The 11,589-nt window shown below is 60.8% G+C and carries 14 protein-coding genes; all 14 read left to right on the forward strand.

Annotated features, from left to right (window positions below; translation table 11 throughout):
* Positions 1 to 35 precede the first annotated feature (35 nt).
* Entirely contained in the window at positions 36 to 422 is a 387-nt protein-coding gene (iscU, locus tag F6S12_RS17065) for a Fe-S cluster assembly scaffold IscU (protein ID WP_007929523.1), read from the forward strand.
* A gap of 42 nt (positions 423 to 464) precedes the next feature.
* Complete coding sequence (gene iscA / locus F6S12_RS17070) at positions 465 to 788, forward strand: iron-sulfur cluster assembly protein IscA (protein ID WP_007929524.1); 324 nt, start codon at positions 465 to 467, stop codon at positions 786 to 788.
* 8 nt (positions 789 to 796) lie between these two features.
* Positions 797 to 1,318, forward strand: a complete 522-nt coding sequence (hscB, locus tag F6S12_RS17075; protein WP_315869125.1) for a co-chaperone HscB — start codon at positions 797 to 799, stop codon at positions 1,316 to 1,318.
* 51 nt (positions 1,319 to 1,369) lie between these two features.
* Positions 1,370 to 3,232 carry a Fe-S protein assembly chaperone HscA gene (gene hscA, locus F6S12_RS17080; RefSeq protein ID WP_011063214.1) on the forward strand — a complete coding sequence of 621 codons (1,863 nt, stop codon included), beginning with the start codon at positions 1,370 to 1,372 and terminating at the stop codon, positions 3,230 to 3,232.
* A gap of 3 nt (positions 3,233 to 3,235) precedes the next feature.
* Positions 3,236 to 3,577, forward strand: a complete 342-nt coding sequence (fdx, locus tag F6S12_RS17085) for an ISC system 2Fe-2S type ferredoxin (protein ID WP_011063213.1) — start codon at positions 3,236 to 3,238, stop codon at positions 3,575 to 3,577.
* A 15-nt stretch (positions 3,578 to 3,592) separates the two neighbouring features.
* Positions 3,593 to 3,793 carry a Fe-S cluster assembly protein IscX gene (gene iscX, locus F6S12_RS17090; RefSeq protein ID WP_011063212.1) on the forward strand — a complete coding sequence of 67 codons (201 nt, stop codon included), beginning with the start codon at positions 3,593 to 3,595 and terminating at the stop codon, positions 3,791 to 3,793.
* A gap of 94 nt (positions 3,794 to 3,887) precedes the next feature.
* Positions 3,888 to 4,313 carry a nucleoside-diphosphate kinase gene (ndk, locus tag F6S12_RS17095; RefSeq protein ID WP_011063211.1) on the forward strand — a complete coding sequence of 142 codons (426 nt, stop codon included), beginning with the start codon at positions 3,888 to 3,890 and terminating at the stop codon, positions 4,311 to 4,313.
* Between the two features lie 28 nt (positions 4,314 to 4,341).
* Complete coding sequence (rlmN, locus tag F6S12_RS17100) at positions 4,342 to 5,490, forward strand: 23S rRNA (adenine(2503)-C(2))-methyltransferase RlmN (protein ID WP_011063210.1); 1,149 nt, start codon at positions 4,342 to 4,344, stop codon at positions 5,488 to 5,490.
* A 12-nt stretch (positions 5,491 to 5,502) separates the two neighbouring features.
* Positions 5,503 to 6,261: a type IV pilus biogenesis/stability protein PilW gene (gene pilW, locus F6S12_RS17105; protein WP_011063209.1), complete on the forward strand. Its 759-nt coding sequence runs from the start codon at positions 5,503 to 5,505 to the stop codon at positions 6,259 to 6,261.
* Positions 6,261 to 7,277, forward strand: coding sequence for a RodZ domain-containing protein (locus tag F6S12_RS17110; RefSeq protein ID WP_015636879.1), 1,017 nt, complete (start codon positions 6,261 to 6,263; stop codon positions 7,275 to 7,277). The genes pilW and F6S12_RS17110 overlap by 1 nt, the downstream gene beginning before the upstream one ends.
* A gap of 3 nt (positions 7,278 to 7,280) precedes the next feature.
* On the forward strand, positions 7,281 to 8,390 hold the full coding sequence (ispG, locus tag F6S12_RS17115) for a flavodoxin-dependent (E)-4-hydroxy-3-methylbut-2-enyl-diphosphate synthase (protein WP_011063207.1): 1,110 nt from the start codon (positions 7,281 to 7,283) through the stop codon (positions 8,388 to 8,390).
* A gap of 23 nt (positions 8,391 to 8,413) precedes the next feature.
* Positions 8,414 to 9,703, forward strand: a complete 1,290-nt coding sequence (gene hisS / locus F6S12_RS17120; RefSeq protein ID WP_011063206.1) for a histidine--tRNA ligase — start codon at positions 8,414 to 8,416, stop codon at positions 9,701 to 9,703.
* 40 nt (positions 9,704 to 9,743) lie between these two features.
* A complete protein-coding gene (locus tag F6S12_RS17125) occupies positions 9,744 to 10,385 on the forward strand; it encodes a tetratricopeptide repeat protein (protein WP_011063205.1) in 642 nt (213 codons plus the stop codon).
* Entirely contained in the window at positions 10,378 to 11,529 is a 1,152-nt protein-coding gene (gene bamB, locus F6S12_RS17130; protein WP_011063204.1) for an outer membrane protein assembly factor BamB, read from the forward strand. Before F6S12_RS17125 ends, bamB begins: the two co-directional genes overlap by 8 nt.
* The last annotated feature ends 60 nt before the right edge of the window (positions 11,530 to 11,589 follow it).

The following is an 11,589-nucleotide window of genomic DNA, read 5'->3' on the forward strand; positions in this document are numbered from 1 at the left end:
AAGAGCGACTCTCTGATGAGTGAGGATTAAGAATCATGGCTTACAGCGAAAAGGTCATCGACCACTACGAGAACCCGCGCAACGTCGGCAAGATGAACGCGGAAGATCCGGATGTCGGCACCGGCATGGTCGGCGCTCCTGCCTGCGGCGACGTGATGCGCCTGCAGATCAAGGTCAATGAGCAGGGCATCATCGAAGACGCCAAGTTCAAGACCTATGGCTGCGGTTCCGCCATTGCTTCCAGCTCCCTGGCCACTGAGTGGATGAAGGGCAAGACCCTGGATGAAGCCGAAACCATCAAGAACACCCAGCTGGCTGAAGAGCTGGCCCTGCCTCCCGTGAAGATTCACTGCTCGGTACTCGCCGAAGACGCCATCAAGGCCGCCGTACGCGACTACAAGCAGAAGAAAGGCCTGATCTGACCGATCGGCTTTCACAGATTTGGCGACAAGTAAGGAGTCACGATGGCTATCAGCATGACAGAAGCGGCTGCTCAACACGTGCGACGCTCCCTCAACGGGCGCGGCAAGGGTGATGGGATTCGTCTGGGTGTTCGCACCACGGGCTGTTCCGGCCTTGCCTATGTGCTGGAGTTCGTCGACGAGATTGGCGAGGACGATCAGGTATTCGAGAGTCACGGCGAGAAAGTGATCATCGATCCGAAAAGCCTGACCTATCTGGACGGCACCGAACTTGATTTCGTCAAGGAAGGGTTGAACGAAGGCTTCAAGTTCAACAACCCCAACGTGCGCGGTGAGTGTGGCTGCGGCGAAAGCTTCAACATCTGAGGCTTGTCGTGGGTACTCCTTGTCATTTCGCTTTATTTGAGCTGCAACCGAGCTTCCGCCTGGATCTCGAGCAGTTGGCCGCGCGCTACCGTGAGTTGGCGCGTGGGGTTCATCCAGACCGTTTTGCCGATGCTTCCGAGCGCGAGCAGCGCCTGGCCCTGGAGCAGTCGGCAAGCCTCAACGAGGCTTACCAGACCCTCAAGAGCCCGCCCAAGCGCGCCCGTTACCTGCTGGCTTTGAATGGCGGCGAGTTGCCGCTGGAAGTCACGGTGCATGATCCGGAGTTTCTTCTGCAGCAGATGCAATGGCGCGAAGAGCTCGAGGATTTGCAGGGCAGCGCCGACCTGGCCGGAGTGGCGGCATTCAAGCGTCGGCTCAAGACAGCCCAGGATGAACTGAATGAAAGCTTCGCAGCCTGTTGGGATGATGCGGCGCAACGCGAGCAGGCCGAGCGCCTGATGCGGCGCATGCAGTTCCTCGACAAGCTCACCTACGAAGTGCGCCAGTTAGAAGAGCGCCTCGACGATTAACCCAGTGCCGCTCCGGTCGCACGCCTGATATACAGATAAGTCCAGATAAGCATGGCCCTACTGCAGATCGCCGAACCCGGCCAAAGTCCTCAACCGCACCAGCGTCGCCTGGCTGTGGGGATCGACTTGGGCACTACCAATTCGCTGGTCGCTGCCTTGCGCAGTGGTCTTTCCGAGCCGCTGGCCGACGCGCAGGGACAGGTGATTCTGCCGTCCGCGGTGCGTTATCACGCCGACCGCGTCGAGGTGGGCGAGTCTGCTCGCCTGGCTGCACCTACCGACCCTTTGAACACCGTGCTTTCGGTCAAGCGCCTGATGGGGCGTGGCCTGTCCGACGTCAAGCAGCTGGGTGAGCAACTGCCCTATCGCTTCGTCGAGGGCGAGTCGCACATGCCGTTCATCGAGACCATCCAGGGGCCGAAAAGCCCGGTGGAGGTATCGGCTGAAGTGCTCAAGGTGCTGCGTCAGCGTGCTGAGGCGGCCCTGGGTGGCGAGCTGGTAGGTGCGGTCATCACCGTTCCTGCCTATTTCGACGACGCCCAGCGTCAAGCCACCAAGGATGCGGCCAAGCTGGCCGGCCTGAATGTGCTGCGCCTGCTCAACGAGCCGACCGCGGCGGCTGTGGCTTATGGTCTGGATCAGCACGCCGAAGGCGTGGTGGCGATCTATGACTTGGGTGGCGGCACCTTCGATATTTCCATTCTGCGCCTGACCGGCGGCGTCTTCGAAGTCTTGGCTACCGGTGGCGATACTGCCCTGGGCGGCGATGACTTCGATCACGCCATTGCCGGCTGGATCATCGAGGGCGCGGGCCTGTCCGCCGACCTCGACCCGGGTACCCAGCGCAGTCTGTTGCAAGCCGCTTGTGCGGCCAAGGAAGCCTTGACCGGCGCCGCGTCCGTGGAAGTGGTGTATGGCGATTGGCGTGCCACCCTGACTCGCGACGCCTTCGACGCCCTGATCGAGCCGATGGTTGCCCGCAGCCTCAAGGCCTGTCGTCGTGCTGTACGCGATTCCAATGTCGAATTGGATGAAGTGCAGGCGGTGGTCATGGTGGGCGGTTCGACTCGTGTGCCGCGTGTGCGTGAGGCGGTGGCTGAAATGTTCGGTCGCCAGCCGTTGACCGAGATCGATCCGGATCAAGTGGTGGCCATTGGGGCCGCGATCCAGGCCGATACCTTGGCCGGCAACAAGCGCGAAGGCGGCGAATTGCTGCTGCTGGACGTGATTCCGCTGTCCCTGGGGTTGGAAACCATGGGCGGGCTGATGGAGAAGGTGATTCCGCGCAACACCACCATTCCGGTTGCCCGTGCCCAGGACTTCACCACCTACAAGGATGGCCAGACGGCCATGATGGTTCATGTGCTGCAGGGCGAGCGCGAGCTGATCAGCGACTGCCGCTCCCTGGCGCGTTTCGAATTGCGCGGCATCCCACCGATGGTGGCCGGTGCGGCGAAGATCCGCGTGACCTTCCAGGTCGACGCCGATGGCCTGCTCAGCGTTTCTGCGCGAGAGCTGGGTTCGGGCGTCGAAGCCAGCATCCAGGTCAAGCCATCCTACGGTCTGACCGACGGCGAGATCGCCAAGATGCTCAAGGATTCCTTCCAGTACGCCGGCGACGACAAGGTGGCCCGTGTACTGCGCGAGCAGCAGGTTGATGCTCAGCGCCTGATCGAGGCGGTGCAAGGTGCCTTGGACGCCGATGGCGAGCGTCTGCTGGACGCCGAAGAGCGCATGGTTATCGAGCTGCAGATGCAGGAATTGAGTGAATTGATGCGTGGCACCGATGGTTATGCCATCGAGCAGCAGACCAAGCGTCTGTCGCAAGTGACCGATGCCTTTGCTGCCCGACGCCTGGATTCGACGGTGAAAGCCGCGCTGGCGGGGCGCAACCTGAATGAAATCGAGGAATAACTGATGCCGCAGATCATTTTTCTGCCACACGCCGTGTTCTGTCCGGACGGCCTGGTTGTAGAGGTCGAGCCTGGCGTCTCGGTGCTCGAGGTGGCGCATGACAACCACATCGAGATCGAAAGTGCCTGTGGCGGCGTCTGTGCCTGCACCACCTGCCATTGCATCATTCGTGAAGGCTTCGACTCGCTGAACGAGGCTGACGAGCTGGAAGAAGACCTGCTGGACAAGGCCTGGGGCCTGGAAGCGCAGTCGCGCCTGTCCTGCCAGGCCATCGTCGGCGATGAAGACCTGACTGTCGAAATTCCAAAATACTCGCTCAACCATGCAGCCGAAGCGCCGCACTGATTTCAAGGAACTGGCATGAGCCTCAAGTGGGTTGATGTACTGGAAATCGCGATCCAACTGGCTGAGTCCAAGCCGGATGTGGATCCGCGTTATGTGAACTTTGTCGATCTGCACCAATGGGTTCTGGCACTGCCGGAGTTCAGCGACGATCCGGCTCGCGGAGGCGAGAAGGTTCTTGAAGCAATTCAGGCCGCCTGGATCGACGAAGCTGACTGAATCCGCGGGCTACGCAGTTAGGCAATCCCTATAAACCCGCGTATAATTCGCGGGTTTAATTTTTCGCTTTAATCACCGTTTCTGGAGTTACACCATGGCTGTTCAACGTACTTTCTCCATCATCAAGCCTGACGCTGTTGCAAAAAACGTTATCGGCAAGATCGTTTCCCGTTTTGAAGAAGCCGGCCTGCGCGTTGTAGCTTCGAAAATGAAGCAACTGTCCAAGGCTGAAGCTGAAGGCTTCTACGCTGAGCACAGCGAGCGTGGCTTCTTCGGCGAACTGGTTGCCTTCATGACTTCCGGCCCGGTTGTTGTTCAGGTTCTGGAAGGCGAAAACGCCATCGTTCGCAACCGTGAGCTGATGGGCGCTACCAACCCTAAAGAAGCTGCTGCCGGCACCATCCGTGCTGACTTCGCCGAGTCCATCGACGCCAACGCCGTTCACGGTTCGGACTCCGAAGCTGCCGCTGCTCGCGAAATCGCTTACTTCTTCGCAGCTACTGAAGTAACCGCTCGTTGAGTAAGGCTTGCGCGTGAGAGGTGAAACCATGACTGCATCGATCGGCAAAACTAACCTGTTGGGGCTTACTCAACCGGAAATGGAGAAATTCTTCGACTCAATCGGGGAGAAGCGTTTCCGTGCCGGTCAGGTGATGAAATGGATTCACCACTTTGGCGTCGATGATTTCGACGCCATGACGAATGTCGGCAAGGCCTTGCGCGAAAAGCTCAAGGCTGTTGCCGAGATTCGCGGTCCGGAAGTGGTCAGCGAGGACATCTCCAGCGACGGCACCCGTAAATGGGTGGTGCGCGTGGCGTCCGGCAGCTGCGTCGAGACCGTCTACATTCCCCAGGGCAAGCGCGGCACTCTGTGCGTTTCGTCCCAGGCGGGCTGTGCCCTGGATTGCAGTTTCTGCTCCACCGGCAAGCAAGGCTTCAACAGCAACCTCACCGCCGCCGAAGTCATCGGCCAGGTGTGGATTGCCAACAAATCCTTTGGCAGCGTCCCGGCGACCGTCGACCGTGCCATCACCAACGTGGTGATGATGGGCATGGGTGAGCCGCTGCTGAACTTCGACAACGTCATCGCTGCCATGCACCTGATGATGGACGACCTGGGCTACGGCATCTCCAAGCGCCGGGTGACCCTGTCGACCTCCGGCGTGGTGCCGATGATCGATGAGCTGGCCAAGCACATCGACGTCTCGCTGGCGTTGTCTCTGCACGCACCCAATGATGCGCTGCGCAACCAGCTGGTACCGATCAACAAGAAGTACCCGCTGAAGATGCTGCTCGAGTCCTGCCAGCGCTACATGTCGGCCCTGGGTGAGAAGCGTGTGCTGACCATCGAGTACACCCTGCTCAAAGACGTCAACGACAAGCTTGAGCACGCGGTGGAGATGATCGAGCTGCTCAAGGATGTACCGTGCAAGATCAACCTGATCCCGTTCAACCCGTTCCCGCATTCCGGGTACGAGCGTCCGAGCAACAATGCCATTCGTCGCTTCCAGGACCAGCTGCATCACGCCGGTTTCAACGTCACCGTGCGCACCACGCGTGGTGAAGACATCGATGCCGCCTGCGGTCAGTTGGTCGGGCAGGTGCTGGACCGCACCCGTCGTAGCGAACGCTATATCGCCGTGCGTGAATTGAGCGCCGATGCCGATATGCCGCAAAGCGCCGCAACCCGTACCTGAGAGAGGATCTCCATGGCCCTGCGCTTTGCGCTGCTCCTGCTTGTTGCCAGCCTGTGTGCTGGCTGTGTTCTGTCGGGTGATTCCAACCCGATGAACACCAGCAAGGGGCGCGACGAGGCGCGCGAGGCCTATGTGCAGTTGGGCCTGGGCTACTTGCAGCAGGGCATGAGCGAGCGGGCCAAGGTGCCACTGAAGAAAGCCCTGGAACTGGCCCCCGCCGATGCCGACGCCAATGCTGCCCTTGCACTGGTGTTCCAGGCCGAGATGGAACCGGCCCTGGCCGACGAGCATTTTCGCCAGGCCCTGGCGGCGCGTCCGGACAGTGCCCGGATCCTCAATAACTACGGCAGCTTTCTGTTCCAGGAAAAACGTTACAAAGAGGCTTATCAGCGCTTCGAGCAAGCCGCTGCTGATACTCTGTACCCCGAACGTTCCCGAGTGTTTGAAAACCTCGGCATGACCGCTTCAAGGCTCGGCCAGCGTGATCTGGCCCAGCTGCAGCTGGAAAAGGCCTTGCGTCTCAATCATCAACAGCCCCGTGCATTGCTGGAAATGGCTGAGTTGTCTTACGAAGACAGGCATTATGTGCCCGCGCGCGACTATTACGATCGTTTTAGCCTGCTCGGCGAGCAAAATGCACGTAGTCTATTGCTCGGCGTTCGGCTGGCAACGGTGTTCGAAGATCGCGACAAGGCCGCCAGTTACGGTCTGCAACTAAAACGACTTTATCCCGGTACGCCGGAATATCAGCAATACCTGTCGGAGCAATGATGAAAGCGGCCCATCCCGAAGTTCAAGCAGTGACTCGCGTAAACCCCGGTGAGACCCTGCGTCAGGCCCGCGAAAGCAATGGTTGGTCGCTGGCCGAAGTGGCCCACAAGCTCAACCTCACCGTGAGCTCCCTGAGCAACCTGGAAGCTGGCGCCTTCGACAAGCTGCCGGGGCACACTTTCGCCCGTGGCTATATTCGTGCCTATGCCAAATTGCTGGGCATGGATCAGGCGGTACTGGTCCAGGAGTTCGATCAATACACCGGTACCGACTCCCAGGGCAGCAGCGTCCATGCCCTGGGACGCATCGAAGAGCCGGTGCGGGTTTCCCACACTATCTTGCGCATTGTCAGTTTGCTGCTGCTGGTGGCGGTGGTTGGTGGCGGTTTCATCTGGTGGCAGGATCAGTCCTCCCAGCGCGGCAAGGAGCCGGTCTCCCTGAGCCCCGAGCATGTCGAGGTCGAAGGCGCCGACGGCACTACCCAGATTCATCCTATCGACGAGCCCGAAGACCAGGCGGTTGCCGAGGGGCAGAGCGAGGCGCTGGACAACGCCGCTCAAAGCGAAGGCCAGGCAGCGAGCGAGACTCCTGCCGCCCCAGCCGTTTCGACCGCTCCGGCGCCGGCTGCCACTGCGTCCGTCCCCGCAGCTCCCGTGCACAACGCGCCGGCTCCGGCGCCTGTCGCACCGGCTGCCGTGGCGCAAGCGCCTGTCACGCCGACCGCGCCTGCTGCTGCGGTTGCACCGGGCAGCGCTGCGGCAACTGCAGTTGCAGGCGCGGGCCAGGTACAGATCCAGTTCAGCGCCGACTGCTGGGCCCAGGTCATCGATGCCAACGGCAAGGTTCTGCTCAGCGCCCTCAAGCGCAAGGGTGAAAATGTCGATGTCAGCGGCAAGCCGCCTTTTGCCGTACGTCTGGGCTATGCCCGTGGCGCACAAATCACTTACAACGGTCAGGCGGTGGATATCGCCCCGTTCACCAGTGGCGAGACTGCTCGCCTGAAGTTAGGTCAATAAGTCATGCACGGCGAATCTCCAATCAAGCGTCGCGAATCCCGCAAGATCTGGGTCGGCTCGGTACCGGTCGGAGGCGATGCCCCGATTGCGGTGCAGAGCATGACCAACAGCGACACCAACGACGTGGCCGCAACCGTCGCCCAGATCAACCGCCTGGAAGCCGCCGGTGTCGATATCGTGCGGGTTTCGGTGCCGGACATGGACGCCGCCGAGGCGTTCGGCCGGATCAAGCAGCAGGTCAAGGTACCGCTGGTGGCCGACATCCACTTCGACTACAAGATCGCGCTGCGTGTGGCCGAACTGGGCGTCGATTGCCTGCGGATCAACCCGGGCAATATCGGTCGTGAAGACCGGGTACGCGCGGTGGTGGATGCTGCCCGTGATCGCGGGATCCCGATCCGTATCGGGGTCAATGCCGGTTCCCTGGAAAAAGACCTGCAGAAAAAATACGGCGAACCGACCCCGGCTGCATTGGTGGAGTCGGCGCTGCGTCACGTAGAACACCTGGAACGCCTGAATTTCAAGGACTTCAAGGTCAGCGTGAAAGCCTCGGACGTGTTCATGGCCGTCGAGGCCTACCGCCTGCTGGCCAAGGAAATCATCCAGCCCCTGCACTTGGGGATCACCGAAGCCGGTGGTTTGCGCTCAGGCACAGTGAAATCCGCCGTCGGCCTCGGTATGCTGCTGGCCGAAGGAATTGGCGATACCATTCGCATTTCGCTGGCGGCCGACCCGGTCGAGGAAGTGAAGGTCGGCTACGACATTCTCAAGTCCCTGCACCTGCGTTCCCGTGGCATCAACTTCATCGCCTGCCCGAGCTGCTCGCGGCAGAACTTCGATGTGGTGAAAACCATGAACGAACTGGAAGGACGGCTTGAAGACCTGTTGGTGCCGTTGGATGTTGCAGTGATCGGTTGCGTGGTCAACGGCCCGGGTGAAGCCAAAGAGGCGCACATCGGCCTGACCGGTGGTACACCGAACCTGATCTACATCGATGGCAAGCCGGCACAGAAACTGACCAATGACAATCTGGTGGACGAGCTTGAAAAGCTGATCCGGCAGAAGGCGGCCGAAAAGGTCGAGGCCGACGCAGCGCTGATCGCTCGCGGCTAACCGAACGTATTTAAGGATTTTTTGTGAGCAAGTCTCTGCAAGCCATTCGTGGCATGAATGACATCCTGCCCGAGCAGACGCCCCTGTGGCGTTATTTCGAGGGTACTGTGGCGCGCCTGCTGGATAACTACGGTTACAAGCAGATCCGCATGCCGATCGTCGAGTTCACCGAGCTGTTCAAGCGCTCCATCGGTGAAGTGACCGACATCGTCGAAAAAGAGATGTACACCTTCGAAGATCGCAACGGCGACTCCCTCACCCTGCGTCCGGAAGGCACCGCGGCGTGCGTGCGTGCGGTGCTCGAGCACGGCATTACCGGCGGTGGCCAGGTGCAGAAGCTGTGGTACATCGGCCCGATGTTCCGTCACGAGCGCCCGCAGAAAGGCCGTTATCGCCAGTTCCACCAGATCGGTTGCGAGGTATTCAACCTCGACGGGCCGGACATCGATGCTGAACTGATCGTGCTGACCTGGCGCCTGTGGGGCGAGCTGGGCATCCGTGATGCGGTCAAGCTCGAACTCAACAGCCTGGGTACCGCCGAAGCGCGCGCGCGCTATCGCGACGCGCTGGTGGAGTTCCTGTCGGCGCGCATGGACAAGCTGGACGAAGACAGCCAGCGCCGCCTGAAGACCAACCCGCTGCGGGTGCTGGATACCAAGAACCCGGACACTCAAGCCGTGCTGGTGGATGCGCCCAAGCTGGCCGACTACCTGGACGAAGAGTCCCGCGTGCACTTCGAAGGCCTCAAGGCCCGCCTGGATGCTGCGGGTATCCCCTATGTGATCAACCCCAAGCTGGTGCGCGGGCTGGATTACTACAGCAAGACCGTTTTCGAATGGGTCACCGACAAGCTCGGTGCCCAGGGCACTGTCTGTGCCGGTGGCCGTTACGATGGCCTGGTGGAGCAGATGGGCGGCAAGCCTACCTCGGGCGTTGGCTTTGCCATGGGGATCGAGCGTCTGGTGCTGCTGCTGGAAACCCTGGAGCAGGTCCCGGAAGAGATCTCGCGCCAGGTCGACGTTTACCTCTGCGCCTTCGGTGAGGCCGCCGAACTGGCCGCTCTGGCGCTGAGCGAGCGTGTTCGCGATCAATTGCCGAACCTGCGTCTGCAGATCAATGCCGGTGCTGGCAGCTTCAAGAGCCAATTCAAGAAGGCCGACAAGAGCGGCGCGCTGTATGCGCTGATCCTCGGTGACGACGAACTGGCCCAGCAAGTGGTAGGTTTCAAACCCCTGCGTGGCCAGGGCGAACAACAAAGCATTGCCTGGGATGCACTCGCTGCGCACCTGGCCACCTGCGTCGTGCAGGGTTGAAGCTGTCAAACAGCCGATTTAGCGAATAAGGAGTATTGGGGTGTCGAGTACCGAAGATGAACAGCTGGCGGAATTGAAAGACTGGTGGCAGCGTAACGGCAAACCCCTGGTGACTGGCGGCCTGCTGGCCCTGGTTATCGTGTTCGGCTGGCAAGCCTGGCACAAGTATCAGAACAATCAGTCGCAAGGCGCTTCGGTGCTCTATCAGCAACTGCTGGAAACTACCCTGACGCCGGATGGCAAGCCGGATGCGGCTCGTGTTACGGACCTGGCGGGCAAGCTCAACAGCGAGTTCGGCGGTACTGCCTACGCGCAGTACGGCAACCTGTTCGTGGCCAAGGTGGCAGTAGACACCGGCAAGCTGGACGATGCAGCGGCACAGCTCAAGGCCGTGGCCGACAAGCCCGCCAACCCGACCCTGGGTGAAGTGGCGCGTCAGCGCCTGGCACAGGTACTGGCGGCGCAGAACAAGGCCGACGAGGCTCTGAAGCTGCTCGACGGCGATGCCGACAAGGCATTCCTGGCGACTCGTGAAGAACTCAAGGGCGATCTGCTGGTCCAGCTGGGCCGTGTGGACGAAGCCCATGCGGCATACCAAAAAGCCAAGGCGGCGCTCTCGGATGAAGCGGCAGTCGGTGGCCTACAAATCAAGCTGGACGACCTGGCCAAAGGGGATGCATGACGTGATCCGTTGGAAACATGCAGCATTGCTGGCTCTGGCCTTGTTGGCCGCGGGTTGCAGCAGCAACAGCAAGAAAGAACTGCCACCGGCGGAACTGGTCGACTTCAAAGAAGAAGTGGTCCTGCAGAAGCAGTGGAGCCGTTCGATCGGTGACGGTCAGGGCGAAACCTATAACATGCTGGTGCCAGCCATCGATGGTGACACCATCTATGCCGCTGACGTGACCGGCGTGGTGGTTTCCATGGATCGCATGAACGGCGACGTCAAATGGAAGAAAGATCTCGAACTGCCTGTTTCCGGCGCCGTGGGCGTGGGTTATGGGTTGGTCATGATCGGCACTCTGAAAGGCGAAGTGGTTGCCCTGGATGCCTCCAGCGGTGAAGAGAAATGGCGTGCCCGTGTGACCAGTGAAGTGCTGGCTCCGCCAGCTACCAACGGTGACGTGGTGGTGGTGCAGACTCAGGACGACCGCGTGATTGGCCTTGAAGCCAGCACCGGTCACCAGATCTGGCTCTACGACAGCACTCCAGCGGTGTTGACCCTGCGGGGCACCAGTGCGCCGTTGGCGACCAACCGTCTGGCCCTGGCCGGTCTTTCCACCGGCAAGGTGGTCGCGCTGGATATTCGCAACGGCGTGCCGGTGTGGGAGCAGCGTGTAGCCATTCCACAAGGCCGTTCCGAACTGGATCGGGTCGTGGACATCGACGGTGGCCTGCTGCTGTCCGGTGGCACCCTGTACGTTGCCAGCTACCAGGGGCGTGTGGTTGCCCTGGACCTGGAGAGTGGCCGTCCGCTGTGGCAGCGTGATGCTTCCAGCTACGCCGGTGTGGCCCAAGGGTTCGGCAGCGTTTATGTCAGCCTGTCCTCGGGTACCGTGGAAGGCGTGGACGAGCGTTCGACTACCGCGCTGTGGAGCAACGACTCCCTGGCTCGCCGCCAACTGTCGGCACCGGAAGTCTTCTCCAGCTACGTGGCCGTGGGCGACCTGGAAGGTTACCTGCACCTGCTGAGCCAGGTTGACGGTCGCTTCGTCGGTCGTACGCGCATCGATAGCGACGGCCTGCGTGCTCGTCCGCTGGTGGTGGGCGACATGATTTATGTGTATGGCAACAGCGGCAAACTGGAAGCCCTGACCATCAAGTAATGGTTTGACTATGCTTGGGGTGATCCCCAAGCGAACTGCAGGAGCGAGCGTGCTCGCGAT

This window comes from Pseudomonas sp. JV245A (assembly GCF_032424515.1).
Lineage (GTDB): Bacteria > Pseudomonadota > Gammaproteobacteria > Pseudomonadales > Pseudomonadaceae > Aquipseudomonas > Aquipseudomonas protegens.

Bases quoted from the DNA above. Each gene is read 5' to 3' on its own strand.
- F6S12_RS17110 (WP_015636879.1), top strand. From the start codon at position 6,261: ATGAAAGCGGCCCATCCCGAAGTTCAAGCAGTGACTCGCGTAAACCCC.
- fdx (WP_011063213.1), top strand. From the start codon at position 3,236: ATGCCGCAGATCATTTTTCTGCCACACGCCGTGTTCTGTCCGGACGGC.
- rlmN (WP_011063210.1), top strand. From the start codon at position 4,342: ATGACTGCATCGATCGGCAAAACTAACCTGTTGGGGCTTACTCAACCG.
- bamB (WP_011063204.1), top strand. From the start codon at position 10,378: ATGCATGACGTGATCCGTTGGAAACATGCAGCATTGCTGGCTCTGGCC.
- ndk (WP_011063211.1), top strand. From the start codon at position 3,888: ATGGCTGTTCAACGTACTTTCTCCATCATCAAGCCTGACGCTGTTGCA.
- hscA (WP_011063214.1), top strand. From the start codon at position 1,370: ATGGCCCTACTGCAGATCGCCGAACCCGGCCAAAGTCCTCAACCGCAC.
- iscX (WP_011063212.1), top strand. From the start codon at position 3,593: ATGAGCCTCAAGTGGGTTGATGTACTGGAAATCGCGATCCAACTGGCT.
- ispG (WP_011063207.1), top strand. From the start codon at position 7,281: ATGCACGGCGAATCTCCAATCAAGCGTCGCGAATCCCGCAAGATCTGG.
- iscU (WP_007929523.1), top strand. From the start codon at position 36: ATGGCTTACAGCGAAAAGGTCATCGACCACTACGAGAACCCGCGCAAC.
- iscA (WP_007929524.1), top strand. From the start codon at position 465: ATGGCTATCAGCATGACAGAAGCGGCTGCTCAACACGTGCGACGCTCC.
- pilW (WP_011063209.1), top strand. From the start codon at position 5,503: ATGGCCCTGCGCTTTGCGCTGCTCCTGCTTGTTGCCAGCCTGTGTGCT.